This window comes from Lysinibacillus sp. RC46 (assembly GCF_041262385.1).
Lineage (GTDB): Bacteria > Bacillota > Bacilli > Bacillales_A > Planococcaceae > Lysinibacillus.
The window spans coordinates 11,894-28,400 of record NZ_JBGCCF010000028.1 but is presented as its reverse complement, the minus strand read 5'-3'; the positions used below and the strand labels follow the sequence as shown (position 1 = coordinate 28,400).

General features: G+C 36.0%; 13 protein-coding genes and 1 other RNA gene. 10 read left to right on the top strand and 4 right to left on the bottom strand.

Annotated features, from left to right (window positions below; genetic code table 11):
- Position 1 precedes the first annotated feature (1 nt).
- The 3 genes from ABH966_RS20915 to ABH966_RS20905 all read right to left on the bottom strand — a co-directional run bounded on the left by ABH966_RS20915 (position 2) and on the right by ABH966_RS20905 (position 4,049).
- Positions 2 to 139, bottom strand: coding sequence for a teichoic acid D-Ala incorporation-associated protein DltX (locus tag ABH966_RS20915; RefSeq protein WP_370081792.1), 138 nt, complete (start codon positions 137 to 139; stop codon positions 2 to 4).
- 680 nt (positions 140 to 819) lie between these two features.
- Complete coding sequence (locus ABH966_RS20910) at positions 820 to 2,460, bottom strand: alkaline phosphatase (RefSeq protein ID WP_370081790.1); 1,641 nt, start codon at positions 2,458 to 2,460, stop codon at positions 820 to 822.
- A gap of 344 nt (positions 2,461 to 2,804) precedes the next feature.
- On the bottom strand, positions 2,805 to 4,049 hold the full coding sequence (locus tag ABH966_RS20905; RefSeq protein WP_370081788.1) for a transglutaminase domain-containing protein: 1,245 nt from the start codon (positions 4,047 to 4,049) through the stop codon (positions 2,805 to 2,807).
- Between the two features lie 545 nt (positions 4,050 to 4,594).
- Between ABH966_RS20905 and secG the strand changes: the two genes are divergently transcribed.
- From secG to ssrA, 5 genes are all read left to right on the top strand, one after another.
- On the top strand, positions 4,595 to 4,822 hold the full coding sequence (secG, locus tag ABH966_RS20900) for a preprotein translocase subunit SecG (protein WP_053593102.1): 228 nt from the start codon (positions 4,595 to 4,597) through the stop codon (positions 4,820 to 4,822).
- A gap of 624 nt (positions 4,823 to 5,446) precedes the next feature.
- Positions 5,447 to 6,193 (top strand): alpha/beta hydrolase, encoded by a 747-nt coding sequence (locus ABH966_RS20895; RefSeq protein ID WP_370081786.1) that lies wholly within the window; start codon positions 5,447 to 5,449, stop codon positions 6,191 to 6,193.
- A 37-nt stretch (positions 6,194 to 6,230) separates the two neighbouring features.
- Positions 6,231 to 8,768 (top strand): ribonuclease R, encoded by a 2,538-nt coding sequence (gene rnr / locus ABH966_RS20890; RefSeq protein ID WP_370081784.1) that lies wholly within the window; start codon positions 6,231 to 6,233, stop codon positions 8,766 to 8,768.
- A 118-nt stretch (positions 8,769 to 8,886) separates the two neighbouring features.
- Positions 8,887 to 9,354 carry an SsrA-binding protein SmpB gene (gene smpB, locus ABH966_RS20885; protein WP_049669013.1) on the top strand — a complete coding sequence of 156 codons (468 nt, stop codon included), beginning with the start codon at positions 8,887 to 8,889 and terminating at the stop codon, positions 9,352 to 9,354.
- A 515-nt stretch (positions 9,355 to 9,869) separates the two neighbouring features.
- Positions 9,870 to 10,225: a transfer-messenger RNA gene (gene ssrA / locus ABH966_RS20880) on the top strand.
- A 124-nt stretch (positions 10,226 to 10,349) separates the two neighbouring features.
- Here the strand turns inward: ssrA and ABH966_RS20875 are convergent.
- Positions 10,350 to 11,495 carry a site-specific integrase gene (locus ABH966_RS20875; protein ID WP_370081782.1) on the bottom strand — a complete coding sequence of 382 codons (1,146 nt, stop codon included), beginning with the start codon at positions 11,493 to 11,495 and terminating at the stop codon, positions 10,350 to 10,352.
- Between the two features lie 195 nt (positions 11,496 to 11,690).
- On the opposite strand from ABH966_RS20875, the gene ABH966_RS20870 reads away from it, so the two are divergent.
- The 5 genes from ABH966_RS20870 (at position 11,691) to ABH966_RS20850 (ending at position 16,383) form a co-directional block, all read left to right on the top strand.
- On the top strand, positions 11,691 to 12,005 hold the full coding sequence (locus ABH966_RS20870; protein WP_370081780.1) for a sigma-70 RNA polymerase sigma factor region 4 domain-containing protein: 315 nt from the start codon (positions 11,691 to 11,693) through the stop codon (positions 12,003 to 12,005).
- A gap of 11 nt (positions 12,006 to 12,016) precedes the next feature.
- Positions 12,017 to 12,658 carry a hypothetical protein gene (locus ABH966_RS20865; protein WP_370081778.1) on the top strand — a complete coding sequence of 214 codons (642 nt, stop codon included), beginning with the start codon at positions 12,017 to 12,019 and terminating at the stop codon, positions 12,656 to 12,658.
- A 338-nt stretch (positions 12,659 to 12,996) separates the two neighbouring features.
- On the top strand, positions 12,997 to 13,938 hold the full coding sequence (gene rnhC / locus ABH966_RS20860) for a ribonuclease HIII (protein WP_370081776.1): 942 nt from the start codon (positions 12,997 to 12,999) through the stop codon (positions 13,936 to 13,938).
- Between the two features lie 10 nt (positions 13,939 to 13,948).
- Complete coding sequence (locus ABH966_RS20855; RefSeq protein WP_370081774.1) at positions 13,949 to 15,241, top strand: tetratricopeptide repeat protein; 1,293 nt, start codon at positions 13,949 to 13,951, stop codon at positions 15,239 to 15,241.
- Positions 15,242 to 15,261: 20 nt separating this feature from the next.
- Positions 15,262 to 16,383: a type II toxin-antitoxin system RnlA family toxin gene (locus ABH966_RS20850; RefSeq protein WP_370081772.1), complete on the top strand. Its 1,122-nt coding sequence runs from the start codon at positions 15,262 to 15,264 to the stop codon at positions 16,381 to 16,383.
- Positions 16,384 to 16,507: the final 124 nt, after the last annotated feature.

The following is a 16,507-nucleotide window of genomic DNA, read 5'->3' as shown; positions in this document are numbered from 1 at the left end:
CTTAAAATTCCGTATATATAAATGGTCCTGCGTTCATATCATGGAAGCCATGGATAAAAAACAAGAGCGCTAAAATGATGAAGTAAAATAACGTAAAGCCTATAAAACGTAAAACCTCATTATTTTTAATGGATTGCATAGGTCCACCCCCAATTAAAAATGAAAAAAGATTATAACTTTGTAAATATACTAAATAAATAGATATTTTTTCAAGTTTTTTCTAAAATTTAATTTTAAACCCTAATAAAATTTTTAACACTGTTTTGACGGATTGTAGATAAAAATGTTGCTAAATTACTAGATATTCATAAAATCATAAGATTAATTTAAGGTAAAATTAAGGTTTAGGAGAACGTAACTAAAATAAGGGAAGAAAATGATCTTAAAAACACATTTCCTCATCCCAACTTGAAGTTTACTAAAATTACAACCACCTTTATTATCGCTGTTTTTCCGCTTCATTGGTACTTAAGAAATCCTTAAATTTCGTTATAGGGCATCGGAAGCAATCCGTTTTTTCATTACTTAAAGCATAATAAATGAAAGTAAAATCAAAGTAAATCGCACGGAAAATATTGGTATGAAATGTGATGAGATATAAAAGGGGATAACCAAAATGGAAGCTACAAAATGTTAAGCAGATGATGGAAGTGGTAATCTTTTGAGGACTGTTGCAAAATCAAATTTGAGCAAAAAGAAAAGTGCCACCATCAAGTTAAACATCTCAACTTATGATAGCACCCTTATTTTTATCCCACTTTAACGAGTACAAGAAACTTACAGCGAAAGCTTGTGGTCAATAACTCCTCGTAAAAGCCCTTATTTGATTACATTTAAAACTTTTTTAGAAACGTAAAATTCAGTACCGTTGTAGACATTGATTGTGTCAAAGGTATGCGTTTTTGCTGTCTTGTCTTGTTCGTATATTACATTGTTCTTATTAACTGGGATTGTAACGGTTACATTATTTTTTTGTGCAATAAATTTAGGGTTTTCTTTATCAGTTAAGTCAATTTTAGATGTGTAGCCTTTTTCTGTGAATGCTTTTGTTGCCGGTATATATAAATCATCTGTAAGCTTATCTAAATCGAAGTCCATAAACTTTGCCATCGCATGTGCTAAATCCGTGTTTTCTACAAGGCCTGTAATTTTAGATGGTCCGAATGAGTATAAAAACACATCATCACCAGTATGCCCACCGGTTGTAAAGCCAATATTAGCACGGTTGGCAAGCATTTTTACCATTTCTTCTCCGGGGTCTTTAGCTAATTGTAATGTTGCAAGCTCGTCTGCAGATAAATCATCTAATCCATAAAGTGCAGCGACTTCTACAATATTTGATTTATCTTCTTTTAATTGGCTTAGCGCACCTTCAACTGTCATTTTAGCTTTCTTTAGAGGATCGATATAGGCAGAAACAGGTGTGTTGGAATAAGTACTTGTCGTGTTAGCATTACCCATTGTAATCCCACTATTGCCGTGGTCTGTAACAGCTATGACCATAGTATTACCATCTTCTTTTGCAAAATCAACCGCTTCCTTAACTGCAGCATCAAACGATAAAATATCGCTAATCATGCCAATTGTGTCATTGGCATGAGCCGCCCAGTCCACTTTACTACCTTCTACAAATAAGAAGAAACCATCATCATCCTTTTTGAGCGTATCAATAGCTTTACTAGTCATCTCAGCAAGAGTTGGCTCAGATGCTTTTGTTTTGGCACGATCAAAATCGTAGGCAAGAGCACTTGGAGCAAAGCTTCCCCAAATTTTTGACGATTTACTATTTAGAAGCTCATTTCGCGTTTTTACGATGTCATAATTTTTTTCTTTAAGGACATCCACTAAATTCTCGCCATCTTTTCGAGCATTTTTAGTTGTGCCAGGTGCCAGAGACTCAAAGCCACCACCTAATACGACATCAATGTTTTGATAAACTTGCTGCTCAGCGATGTTATCATATTGGCTTCTATTATTAACATGTGCAGAAAAGCCTGCTGGTGTGGCATGCTGAATTTCCGAAGTAGAAATCAATCCAGTCGCCTTGCCCTGTTGTTTAGCTCCTTCTAAAACATTGGCTACTGGTCTATAAGCATCCTCTTTGGGAATTTGCTTAAGCCCTGGTGAATTAATAACGGACGGTAACACACCCACAAATTTATCATTTGATTTATGGCCAGTTGCTAACGCAGTAGCGGCAGGAGCTGAATCAGTAATGGCTGAATCGGCAGAGTATGTACGCACGCCCCCTGATAAAATTTCATCCATCGCTAAACTTTGACCTTTATACCAACGAGAAAGTGTAACGGCATTATTACTACTACCATCCATCACGAGCATAATCACATTTGTTGGCTTCTTTACTTGAGCAGCTTGTACCTGCGGTTGAGCGATACTAATCGAAGATAAAGCAATTGCACTTGCTAACAACAATGAACTCCATTTTTTTGAGTGTTTCATGATTTTCCTCCTTAAGGTCAATTCACAAGTAAGTGTAAAGGAAGGTTGTTAAGCTACGATGAATTAATTGTTATGATATTGTGGGGATATTGTTAAATATTGGAGTGGGGACAGGTCACAGCGTCAAAAATGAGAGACCCTGGAGCGAGCAAATAGGGGGAACGAAGGCTAAAAGCATCACGCCTTGTGGTAAAGCCTTCGTGATCAACATAGTGGCCCCCCCAGTAAAGCACCCAGTCGGAATGGAGATTACCCCACGTTTGGTGATGAGCTAAAGAATAGAGGTGAAAGTAGAATCTGCTTACTATCCATTGATGTTGGAAGCATGCAGATTCTTGAAATGGCTATAAATTTTGTGAATATTTTTCACCGTCAATGGTTTCGTATAACAAAACCCCTTTATCATCAATGAACAAGTTTAGAACCTCTTCCTCTAATAACACTTCTTCTGAGCCATCATTTATAAATATTTTTGTTAAAAAGCCGTCATTATCATAATCACTGCAATAAATCGCATCTTCAGCAGCAGCCAGGTAATAGCAGGATGTTTCTGTAACTTGTCTATTTTGTTTTGTTGCTAAATCATAGGCGTATAACATGCTATCGGTCATGCTATTATAATAAATAACATTGCCAACAGTATCTGCGTACCACATATCATGCATAAAATCATACGCATTGCTTGTAGCCGCAAAATAGTTATCTTTTGCCCATATATGATCTTCACTTAGTTTTTCGTCATTCACTAAAAAATATTCGTAGGAAATAGCATATGGTTCATCAGGATTAACATCATTCCAAGTCGTATCAACATGATACCAATCACCATTAACACTTACTAAATTCCATGCATGAAGCTGATTATCGCTATAGCCATATACATATTTAGCATCAAGACCAGCCGCCAAAAATAAACGGTAGGCTAATAGTGCATAAGCTTGGCAAACACCAGTTTCTTTACTGACTAATTCATAAACAGATTGACCTTCTGACGCATCTTCACCAGAATAAGTGGCTAGTTGTACTACAAAGTCATTAACGGCTTTAGCACGATGAAAATCATCCATGTCATTTGTAATATACTTATTTGTAAAATTCTCTACATAAGCATCTACTTTCTTTTCCTTCTTGGCATCTGTTAAATATGTAAAATCAAATTCTACTTCATAACCATTATCTATTTCCCATGCTTCCCAATTGTAATTTTCGACGTATCCTGCTGTATAAGGATTTACGAAATTAATTATGTTATAAATATCATTTAGTTGTCTTTCAAATGCATCCCAACCTAATTTTCCTTTATAAACTATTGTAAAGTTTGTATCAAATTTTGTTATATGCTTCTCAACTTTTTTTGAAAACTGAAGCAAAGCAGGATCTTTCTTAAATAATGTCGTTGAAAAAAGGTCCTCCGCAGAAAACTCAACTGATTGTGCTTTGCTAGTAGGCTCCTTAAGGTCTATAGAAGTCTCTTCTACAGATTCAGTTCTCTCTGGTAATAATACTTCGACAGCCTTGATAGCAGCTGAGCAAGCGCTAAGCATGCTTAAAATAATAAGTAAAAAAATCAGCAATATACTCTTTTTCATAATTCCTCCCATTATCATTACATTTTTGGCGCATCACTAAAACGTGAGGTTGATTTCAGAGCTTTCCTGAGGGCTTTCGATAGCCGCCTAGGGCAACAGATGTTTTTTGTGCGAAAGCGAAGCGACAGCAACAGATGTTTTTTGTGCGAAAGCGAAGCGACAGCAACAGTTGTTTTTTATGTGAAAGCGTAGTGCAACGTAGCGGCAGCAGCAGGATGTTAGTTACGAAGGCGTTATCACAGGACGTGTGCTCTTAGCCTTCGTGCCTCTATTCCGTAGGGTCTCTTTTATGTCGCTAATCCCCAAGGAGTAATCAAGCCTCCGCGCCAATCAACTTATATGAATGGCATTTTTTTGAAATTTTAGTGATGACTATACTTTTAACTATTATAGGATAATGTGATAGCAAGATGGTATGCTGATTTTTAGAAAAACTAACTAACAGAGGGAGAATGAGGGTATTTATTAATCTCAGTTTGTCAAGAGAACCTTTTTTTGTTATAATATATTACGTTGTGATGTTCGAAGTTCGGGAGGTGCAGTGAATGCATACAGTAGTATTAGTTTCATTAGTTATCGTATCAATAGCGTTGATCGTTGTAGTATTACTTCAATCTAGTAAAAGTGCAGGCTTGTCAGGTGCCATCTCGGGTGGAGCTGAACAACTATTTGGAAAGCAAAAAGCACGTGGTATGGATTTAATCCTTCATCGTGTAACAATTGTGTTAGCAATATTATTCTTTATTTTAGCACTCGCTATTACAAAAATCTAATAGTTGAAGATATATCGCCTAACCTTTACTGGTTGGGCGTTTTCTTTTATGGTACTAATTATTTGGATGACAATACATAGTTAGTTTAGTAAAGTGAATACCCGCGGGCGGGGAAGGGAAATACTCGCGGAAGCGAAGCGAATACCCGCGCGGGGAAGGGAAATACTCGCGGAAGCAAGGCGAATACTCGCGCGGGGAAGGGAAATACTCGCGGAAGCAAGGCGAATACTCGCGCGAAGCAGAAAAATACTCGCGGAAGCGAAGCAAATACCCGCGAATCGCAAAATGATGGATAGAATTCTCAAAGTCGTGGATAGAAGAGCCGAAATCGTGGATAGAATTCCCGAAATCGTGGATAGAACCATCAAAAGCGTGGATAGAAGAGCCAAAATGGTGGATAGAATCCTCAAAATCGTGGATAGAAGAGCCAAAATCGTGGATAGAAGCCTCAAAGCTTTGGATAGAATCCCAAAATGCCAGAAAGACCATCAAAATGCTGAAAAAAACCACTGAATTAATCGATAAAATCTCATAAAAGATGTAACAATCGCCAAAACTTTTGAGGAAGCTTCAGTATGGCTATAATGGTTATAGTATATGTATTTGGATGAAGGAGAGCTCGCAATGAAAAAATCGTTATCACAGCCTTTTTTCTTTCAGGCAGGACCTAGGGCAGTTTTATTATTGCATGGGTTTACGGGAAGTTCGGCGGATGTGCGGATGCTTGGTAGATTTTTAGAGAAAAAAGGGTATACTACATTAGCACCTCATTATAAAGGTCACGGTGTGGAACCTGAGGAACTTATTACAACAGGTCCTGCTGATTGGTGGCAGGATGTCGTAGCCGCGTATAAACAGTTGCAGGATGCGGGCTATGAGGAGATTGCTGTTGCTGGCTTGTCATTGGGTGGTGTGATGGCTTTAAATGTTGCGCTGAATAACCCGGTGAAAGGTATAGTGACAATGTGTGCTCCAATGACGATGCGTACAACTGATGTTATGTTTCAAGGTGTACTGAAATATGCGAGGGACTATAAAAAGTTCCAAGGTAAAGATGAGGAGCAAATCGAAGCTGAAGTTGGGTTAATTGCTGAAAAAGGCATGCCATCTTTACAAGAGTTGCGAGAGTTTATTGCTCGGACACGTCAAGAAATTGACATGATTTATGCACCAATTTTTGTCGTGCAGGCGACAAATGATGAGGTAATTGAGACAGAATCTGCCAACATTATATATAATCAAACTGAGTCACTTGAAAAACAGATCAAGTGGTATGAAAACTCAAAACATGTTATTACGTTAGATCAAGAAAAAGATCAGTTACATGAAGATATTTATCGCTTTTTAGAAAGCCTAAATTGGGCACAATAAAAATATAGTTAGGATTTTCTCATGAAGGAGGGAAATTATGAAAGACCAGAAAGATACACTACAAAGTCGTTTACTCGACTTTTTCGGTGAAGAAGAATATAAACCATTAACCGTTGGCGAAATCGAGGATGTATTTGGTTTTAAAGATGCTGACGAATTTAAAGAATTAGTGAAAACGTTAGTACGTATGGAGGGGCAAGGCTTAGTTGTGCGTTCTCGCTCCAATCGTTATGGCCTGCCAGAGCGCATGAATTTACTTCGAGGTAAATTTATCGGACATGCGAAAGGTTTTGGCTTTGTGACACCTGATATTGAGGGGATGGATGATGTTTTCATTCCACCGCATGAAATAAATGGTGCGATTAACGGCGATATCGTTTTAATACGTGTTTTAAAGGAATCATTCGGTGATCGTCGTGAAGGTACAGTGACAAAGGTAGTAGAGCGTGGACAAACGAGCTTTGTTGGGACGTTCCAAGCTAATCGAGGCTTTGGTTTTGTTGTTTTAGATGACAAAAAACTACCGATGGATATTTTCATTGCTAAGGGAGATACATTAGGAGCTGTTGACGGACACAAGGTTGTCGTTGAGGTAGCTACTTGGCCAGAGGATTTAAAATCAGCAACAGGCTATATTACTAAGATTTTAGGGCACAAAAATGATCCAGGTGTGGACATTTTATCTATTTTATATAAGCACGATATTCCACCTGAATTCCCTGAAGAAGTGGTTGCTGCTGCGCAACGTGTGCCAGATGAAATTACAGAGGCTGATTTAGAAGGCCGCCGTGATTTACGCCATGAAACGATTGTGACAATCGATGGAGCTGATGCGAAGGATTTGGATGATGCTGTAACCGTAACGAAAAATGTAGACGGTACTTATAAACTTGGCGTACATATTGCAGATGTTAGTTATTATGTAACACAAGGCTCTGTAATAGATGTTGAAGCTTATGATCGTGCGACGAGTGTTTATTTAACAGACCGCGTTATTCCAATGATTCCGCATCGATTATCGAATGGAATCTGTTCATTAAATCCACAGGTTGATCGTCTAGTACTGTCTTGTGAAATGATTATTGATGCAAATGGTAATGTGATTTCTCATGAAATTTTCCAAAGTGTCATTAAAACAACTGAGCGTATGACATATAGAGACGTTTACAAAATTTTAGAGGAGCAGGACGCAGAGCTAATTGCCCGCTATGAGCCACTAGTACCAATGTTTAAACATATGGCTGAGCTGTCTAAAATTTTACGTACTAAACGTGAAATGCGTGGTGCAATTGACTTTGACTTTAAAGAATCTAAAGTGATCGTGGACGAAGATGGCTGGCCAGTAGATATTGAATTACGTGAACGTACAGTCGCAGAAAAATTAATTGAAGATTTCATGCTAGCGGCCAATGAAACGGTAGCCGAGCATTTCCATTGGATGAATGTACCGTTCCTTTACCGTATTCACGAAGATCCAAAGCCAGAAAAGCTGCAACGCTTCTTTGAATTTGTCACGAACTTCGGTATTTTAATCAAAGGTACAGGAAACACAGTCCATCCGAAAGCTTTACAGGATGTAATAAAAGCCATTGAAGGCATGCCAGAGGAGCCTGTTATTTCAACGATGCTTCTACGCTCGATGCAACAGGCAAAATATTATCCTGAAAGCATAGGCCACTTTGGTTTATCAACGGATTTCTATACACACTTTACGTCACCGATTCGACGTTATCCGGACTTAATCGTCCATCGTTTAATTCGTACGTATTTAATTAATAAAGATACATCAAAAGAAACGGTTGCGCAGTGGAGTATGGCGATGGATGAAATTGCTGACCATACGTCAGAACGTGAACGCCGTGCTGTCGATGCAGAACGCGATACAGATGCACTGAAAAAAGCACAATATATGTCCGATAAAATTGGTGAAGAGTTTGAAGGGATCGTTTCATCCATTACAAACTTCGGGATTTTCGTGGAGCTACCAAACACGATTGAAGGACTTGTCCATATTAGCAATATGACAGATGACTATTACCGTTTTGATGATCGTCAAATGATCATGATTGGTGAACGTACAAATCGTCAATTCCGTATTGGTGATGAAGTTACAGTCCGTGTAGCAAATGTTATTATTGAGGAGTCATCGATTGACTTTGAAATCGTCGGAATGGTAACGTCTTATGGACGAACTCGAAAAGCAGCACCTACTGTTATTCACGCGCGCAAAAATTATAGCGACAACAAAGATGGTCGTAATGGCCGCAAAGGTGGCCGCAATGGGGAAGAGCGAGGCGGACGTGGCAGTCGCGGTGGTCGCAACGAAGAACAACGAGGTGGACGTGGCAGTCACAGTGGTCGCAACGAAGAAGAACGAGGCGGACATGGCAGTCGCAGTGGTCGCAATGAAGAAGGACGAGGCGGACAAGGAGAGCGACGTGAAAACGACCGTGATCCACGAGGACGACGTAAAGATGGCTCAAGCCCAGGCCCTAAAAAAGGCGTGAAGCAAAAGCAAAAGTTCTACGAGGGCGTCGCCAAGAAAAACAAAAAGAAAAAACCAAAACGTAAATAACGTAAAAGTATAGGTGAAGGCACCAATTAGCGCTTTAAAGCAATTTAAAGCGGGTGCTTTCACTTTATCAATAAAAGCAGGTTGAGCCTGCTTATCCTTTAAGTAGAGGGTGAATAATATGGCAAAAGGTACTGGCAAAGTATTAGCACAAAACAAAAAAGCCGGGCACGACTACTTCATTGAAGAGACAATTGAAGCGGGCATGGTGCTCACAGGCACAGAAATTAAATCCATCCGTGCAGGAAGGGTTCAACTAAAAGAATCCTATGTACAAATCCGGAGCGGCGAAGCATGGATCAACAATATGCATGTCAGCTCATTCGAACAAGGCAACCGCTTTAACCATGACCCACTGCGCGCCCGCAAGTTACTGCTTCATAAAAAGCAAATTGGCGAGCTAGTAGGTGCCGTAAAACGTGACGGCTACACAATCGTCCCATTAAAAATGTACATCAAAGACGGCTACGCCAAGCTCTTAATCGGTGTCGGCAAAGGGAAAAAGGATTACGACAAACGTAACGACATGCGCAAAAAAGAAGCAAAACGCGACATGGAACGTGCCTTCAAAGCAAAAAATCAAGATTAATAGATATTAGAAAGCTCACTATTTTTAGATGGTGAGCTTTTTGTATTTGGACGAATAGAATTCTCAGGGCGAGTTCTAAAGGACATATAATAAAGAACTTTCTGCATATATAGAAGGAAATCAACATTCTTACTATAGGACGAAAATTTATGCTTATGAACATAGAGAGCATTTATTTTCGGGGAACGTAATAATGTCAGCGAACGAAAAAAAGCTAGTTTGCTACCATCAAACAAAACGATCTGCGTAATTGCTCCAAAGTCAAAACACACTGTAAATCATGCTACAGCAAGATGAATAACCGTATTAGAAAGCGATTATGAAATAAGAAAATCATTGTGAGCTAGCCAATTTTTTCTATCATTGCGGGACACTTGAACTATAGCTAGATTTGCTTTATAATAAGTATTACTGAATGCCAGATTACATGGAAGCGTACTTTTAGCTCCCACCGTACTAGAAGAAATTCTAGCTCCTTTGCTTGAACGAGGCTACTTGCTTCGATTCATATTCAAGGGGACGTTACGGATTCGACAGGGATGGTTCAAGCTTTGGTCGCGCGTCGGAGGTCTCGGCTCCGTCATCAACGGAAGTTATATAATAACTGGCAAACAACAAAACTTAGCTTTCGCAGCGTAAGCTCGTAAGCGCTCTGCCTCTCTATCGCCCATGTAGAGAACGTGGGGCCCAACTTTAGTGGGATACGGTCGATGGTGCCACCTGAGTCACCGGCAAGAGATTTCCAGGTTAGCGTACAAGACGCCTGTTTGTCGGCATAATGTTACGTGAATCGTAAATAGGCAAACTACACGCGTAGAAGCTGAAGTATTGGAGTTTCTGGACGCGGGTTCGACTCCCGCCGTCTCCATAATACGATTTCATTGAGTTTCAATGAACGTCAAAACCCTTGTATATCAAGGGTTTTTTATTTTGTCTATGCCATTGAGTGGCATTTAATTTCAATAGATGGCATTTAAAGTGGCATTTTTTAAGAGTTAAAAATCCATATACTTTGCAAACTTTTCGGCTGCAACTTCTTTCGCTTTTTCTGTTACGTGAGTATAAATGTTCATAGTAGTTTGAACATCAGTATGTCCTAAGCGGTCTTGTACTTCTTTTATTGTTGCACCAGCTTCAAATAACAACGAACAATGGGTATGTCGTAATCCATGTGTAGTGATTTTTTCTAAATTATATTTTTCTTGAACTTGCACAATCCATTTCCGTGTTTTGGTTGGCTGGAGATATTCATTGCGTTCATTACTGAAAACAAGTTGGTTAGGTTTTAATGTATTGATCCCTAACTTTAAATAATCTTGCTTCTGTTGCTTTTTCCATACGTCTAAAATATCCATCGTTACTTTATCCATTTTAATTGTACGGATAGAGCCTTTTGTTTTAGTTGCCTTTACATATAGTTGATTTTTTTCACCACGTGCTAACGCCTTATTAATACGGATTTCCCCAACCTTAAAATTGAGATCGTTCCATTGTAACGCTAGTGCTTCTCCTTTACGCATACTACTGAAAGAAAGCAATCTAAATAATGTGTAGGCTTTATAATTATTTTTGTTCTCCAAGCATTTTAAGAAATGAATTAATTGCTCTTTCGTGTAATAATTAATGCTTTCATCCTCGTTAGGTACGTCCAGGCTTTTAGGCATCGTAACCCTTTTCATTGGATTGTCGGTAATTATTCCAAGTGTTACCGCATAATCAAACACTTTTGAAGCGTACGACTTCACGGTACGATATTTCTTTAATTTCTTGAACCACTCATTTATATGCTTTTGACAAGTTTGTACATTTACTTTTTCAATTTTATAGTTACCCATCGATGGTAATATATGATTTTTAAATATGCCTGTCGTTTTGACAAATGTACTAGCTTCAACCGTATTTTTGTATTGCTCGATCCATAGAACATAAATATCATTAAATGTATCAATTGATTTTTTACGGAAGTCTCCTCTTTCTATCTCTAGCTGTAAACGAGATAGAGCGAGTTGAGCTTCTTTTTTTGTAGCAAATCCACTTCTCGTTGTCTTTGTACGTTTTCCAGTGAGTGGATCTGTACCAATATAAATTTGAAATTTGTAGAACTTCTTACCGTTTTTTGTGTAACTTTGAATACTGGCCATACTTATTCCTCCTAGACCGCTTGTGGGGGCAAGGTGTGGGAGGTGTTGTTAGTGTTTTCTCGAATGAATGCCCCAAGAAATTATTTTTGGTAATTATAAAAGACTACTAATTTAGAATGTATTAGATAAAACACTTACTTCGGTAGGTGTTTTTGTGAAAGTAAGTTAAAAAAGTGATTGAGAGGTGGTGGGAATATGGCATTTTGGTTGAAAGATTATGCTAGTTTGTTGGAAAAGCTAGAGTATCTACAGTTTAAACTGACGGATCCAGAAATGAATGAACAAGAAAAGCAAGATACAGAAAATCAATTACAATTTTGTGTAGAACGAAAAGCGCAGTTTGAGCAGCTGGTTTCTAAATTTGATTCATTGGAACAAAGAATTTTATATCGTAAATATGTAGAAGGAAAGACATTGGAATCAATAGCAAGTGAATTAGAATATAGCGCAAATTATATTTATAACAAACATTCGGAAATTCTAAAAATATTACGGTTTTATGAAAAGTGAGGTAATGGTCAGTGAACTTAGCAATAATCAGCGAAGAATTTGGAGAGCAAATAGCAGCCATTACAGCAGGCACAAGATATGAAATAAGTAGTGAATCAGATAACGATGTTCCAGTGATGGAAGCGCGGATCCGTAACACCATGTATTGCTTGTGGAAGGATGCGACGTCAAAAGAGTTGGCCATGTATTTAAAACGATCAGCGGAACAATACTTTCAGGAATTGTATGAGTTTTCATACGGTGTTACCTCTTATGATGAAGATGTAAGTACAACTAAAGGAACCGAACGACTCGCTTTAATGATTATTGTGGAGAAAGAGAACAGGAAACGTCAAATAAACCGCTTAGAGAGGGCGTACGAGCGTTTTTGGTCAATATTGGGAAGTTTACCTACACAAGATGTGGAAGTGCTACAGCAGTACTTTATAGAGCGAAAAAAGGTTGATTATGAACTATTACGTGGAGTTGTGAAAAAGCATCTTAAATTCATTGAGGTATACTATGATGCAGACACAGAAGCAGCGGAGCAACGTTCAAAAGAGATCACTAAAGACATTGATGGCCCAGCTCCAAAAATAAAGTCGATAACGATGGAACAGCTGAAGAAGAATAAGAATAGAGCAATGAAACAATTGAATAAATTGTTTAAATAGACACTTACCCTTGGGTAGGTGTTTTTTTATTGTGGAATACCAAAAGGAGTCTAAGATGGAGAATTTAGTAATTAGGACAGAGGCTCATCAAATAAATATTCAACCATTCGACCAAAATTTGAACATTGTACTATATCAAGCATTTACAACTTTACCCTCATCCTTGATTATAATTAAAAATTGGAAAACATACTTTTAAAATAGATTCCAAAGAACTACAAAAATCTATTTTTTCACTTAATATATTAATATTCCACAAGAGTTAAATTAGGTATATATGGTTATATATGCTAAAATAATTAGAACAATATAAGTCAAATTCTTAGCGAGGGAACAAAATGACAAGTGACAATAATAAGTTTGATTTGTATGAACAATTTAAGGTGAGTGCTGAAGAAAGAGGTTGGTTGATAAAAGAGTATAAAGAAATTAATTACGGTATTCAGTTTTGTCTAGTTATTAATGAAAAGAAAGGGATAATTAGAATATTTGAAGGCAAAAAAGGTGTTCGATTCGATTTATCTCAAGTTAAAAATTTAGAATTACTATCATTGGTTGAAGGAATAATAACTAATAGTAATAAAAATCCAGATTTTAAAGAAAAAAATAACACGAAAAAGTCGAAATATCTTGATGATATTGAAGTTTTCCCTGATGAGTTAATAGGGACAGATGAGTCTGGAAAAGGAGATTTTTTTGGACCATTAGTAATTGCAGGTGTTTATGTCAATAAGAATAATTTAGAATTGCTCAGAGATTTAGGAGTAACTGATAGTAAAAAACTTTCTGATAAAAAAATAGCGGATTTAGCTACGAAAATTAAACAAATTTGTCCCTACAATATAGTTGTTATTGGCAATAAAAAATATAATGAATTATATGAAAAATTTAATAATCTTAATAAACTACTAGCGTGGGGACATGCGCGTGCAATTGAGAATTTATTAGAAAACAACGATTGTCAATATGCACTATCAGATCAGTTTGGAGATAAGGAACTGATTAATAAAGCGTTATTAAGTAAAGGTAAGACTATAACTCTTTTTCAGCGTCCTAAAGCTGAGGAAATAATATCTGTAGCAGCTGCGAGTATTATTGCTAGAAATGAATATGTTAATCGATTAAGTAAACTCTCCTATAAATATAAACTTGAATTACCAAAAGGGGCATCGACTAAAACGATTCAAATAGCAAAACAATTTGTATCATTATATGGAAAAGCCGAACTAGAAAATGTGGCTAAACTTCATTTTAAAACAATCCAACATCTGGAAGATTAAGGGTGATTAAGTGGAAAATACTCAGCTAAAAAAACAACAAGCAAATTTGTTAAGAAAACAAGGATCTTTTAAGGAAGCTCTTATTATCTATAGAGAACTATTTACTGGTGAAAATAGGGATGAGTATAATACTGCTGGTTATTTACATTGTCTACGTAAATTAAAGATGTTCGAAGAAGCATTAGATGTGATAAAGAAGTATGATGGTGCTTCATTTGAACAGGATTGGTGTAAAAATGAAATAATTTGGACGTATATAGGAAATATAAAATTAAATTTTGAAAATATTAATTTAAGTAGTATATCGCATACAACACAACGAATCTTTGATTTAAACGCAGATGATCTACAAAAAAAATTAATTGTTTTATTAGTTTTAAAAAAAGCAAAACAATTCAAAAAATGGGATATTGCATGTCAATGGGTCGATGAAGTGGATCCTTCAACTTTAGAAAAAGAGCCTATAACTCTTTCAAAGGGAAAAACAGTATGGAGTAATTATTTAATTTGGCACCACTATAAAATAAATTGTTTAATTCATCAAAAAATGTATAAAGAAGCGATTGAATTAATTGATAATATTAAACACGAGACTACTCTCGTTTCAAAGTATTTTTTAAGGCTAAAAGCTACTATTTATGAACAGTTAGGACAATTTGAAAAATCCATTGAAATCTTAGAAAAACTTTGTGAGAACAAGTATATCGATTGGTGGGTTGTACATCAATATGCAAATGTCCTTAGCATTGCTGGTAACAAAGATTTAGCCCTTGAGAAGTTATATCTAGCTGCAACTAAGTCACAAAAAATAAAGAATGCAGTAACTTTATTTTATGACATTGCTATTTTGTGTAAGGAAACCAATAAATTAGAGGAATCTTATCACCATATTTTGTTATGTAAAATTATACGAGAGAAAAATGATTGGCCTATAAGTTCAGATATTGAGAAATTACTTAAAGAAATGGAACTACATCGAGATTCTAATAATCTCATGGATTATAAACATGTTTTAGAGCAATGTAAGAAATATTGGAATAAAAATGATTCAGAAAGAAATAAAGAGAATAAGCAGATTAAAAAAGCATTAACAGGATATTTAATTCAAGTAAAAGAGGATAAACCGTTCTGTTTTATTAAATCAAAGACCGAATCATATTTTTGTTATAAATCTGATATCAAGGTTAAGGCAGTAGAAGGATTAGAGGTTAATTTTAATGCTATTCCTTCATTTGATAAAAAGAAAAAGCAAGAATCTTGGAAAGCTATAGATATAGAAGTATGTAGAAATTATGATAATTGATGGCGGAGGATCAGGATCACATGAAATTAAAAAAAATTAGACTTAGTAATGATATTTGTATCACTTATATAAATAATATAGCGAATGAAAAGGATATGAAAGTAAATGTAGAAAGCAAAAAAGACCATACAATTTTAAGAATAAGTGAAGATAATAAGTCTGAGGGTATAATTAGAATTTATGCAACAAAGAGTAAAGGGCAAACCCTTGATGGATCTGTAGGTAATACAGAAATTAATGATTTGATTTTATCAACTTTTGAGGAAAGGCACTGTCAAGGCGGGGATTCTAGGATTGAAAGTAAGGTAGCAACATATAATGTAAAAAATAATGATTTTGATGATATCAAAGATGTAATTGAAATAAGCGCAAATAAACACAGTTATGTTGTAAAAGAAAAAGATACGCCACCACCTCATGCTTATTATTCAATAGAAGTAAGTCATTCGGAGATACACGATAAAGTTACTATAACTCAATATAATTCCGGTAAATTAATGATTCAAGGTAAAAGTTGGGAAGTTTGGGATGATATATGTAACGATATGGAGGAATTCTTAAATATATCAGTTGAAGATATAGTTTTAAGAATGTTGAATAAAGAAGGTACAACTATTACCAATGTTATTACAAATACACTTCAATCAGATGGTCAAGCTAAAATTAGTGATAGAATGGGGGGAGCTTTTAACTTTTTATATGATCATGATCAAAATTTAATTACTTCATCTCAATGTATGTTATTAGCTGAAGTTAATTATGGTGATTATTATTGTTATGTTGCACCTTGTTTAAGAGTAATTGAAGGATATCTAAAGAAAGTCATAGTCGAACTTGGTTTTTATACAGAAACAGACATAGAAGAGTTAAATCACAACGGTAAACCGAAATTTAACTTTGGTAGGGTATATAACGGAACTTCAGCATTACAGCAACATATCAAAGATCAATTAATCAATGACCCTGAAAATAAAAAAGAAGACGCTTTACTAAAAGTATACAATGTGTATACAAACACAAGAAATCCACTCCAACATGATGGACCACCAGTGCAACGAACAATTACTTCCTATGATGAAGCAGAAAGCTATTTTGATCAAATTGTTGGTGTTATTTGTTCTACTTATAAAGAGTTATTTTAAGTAATACGTTATAAGTGTATAAAATTCAATTAAAAATTATATAATATATTTAGCAATGAATACGAAAACTTAATAATTGCCAAATTGTATTTAAAATCATATAATATTTATTTAATTATTTTTC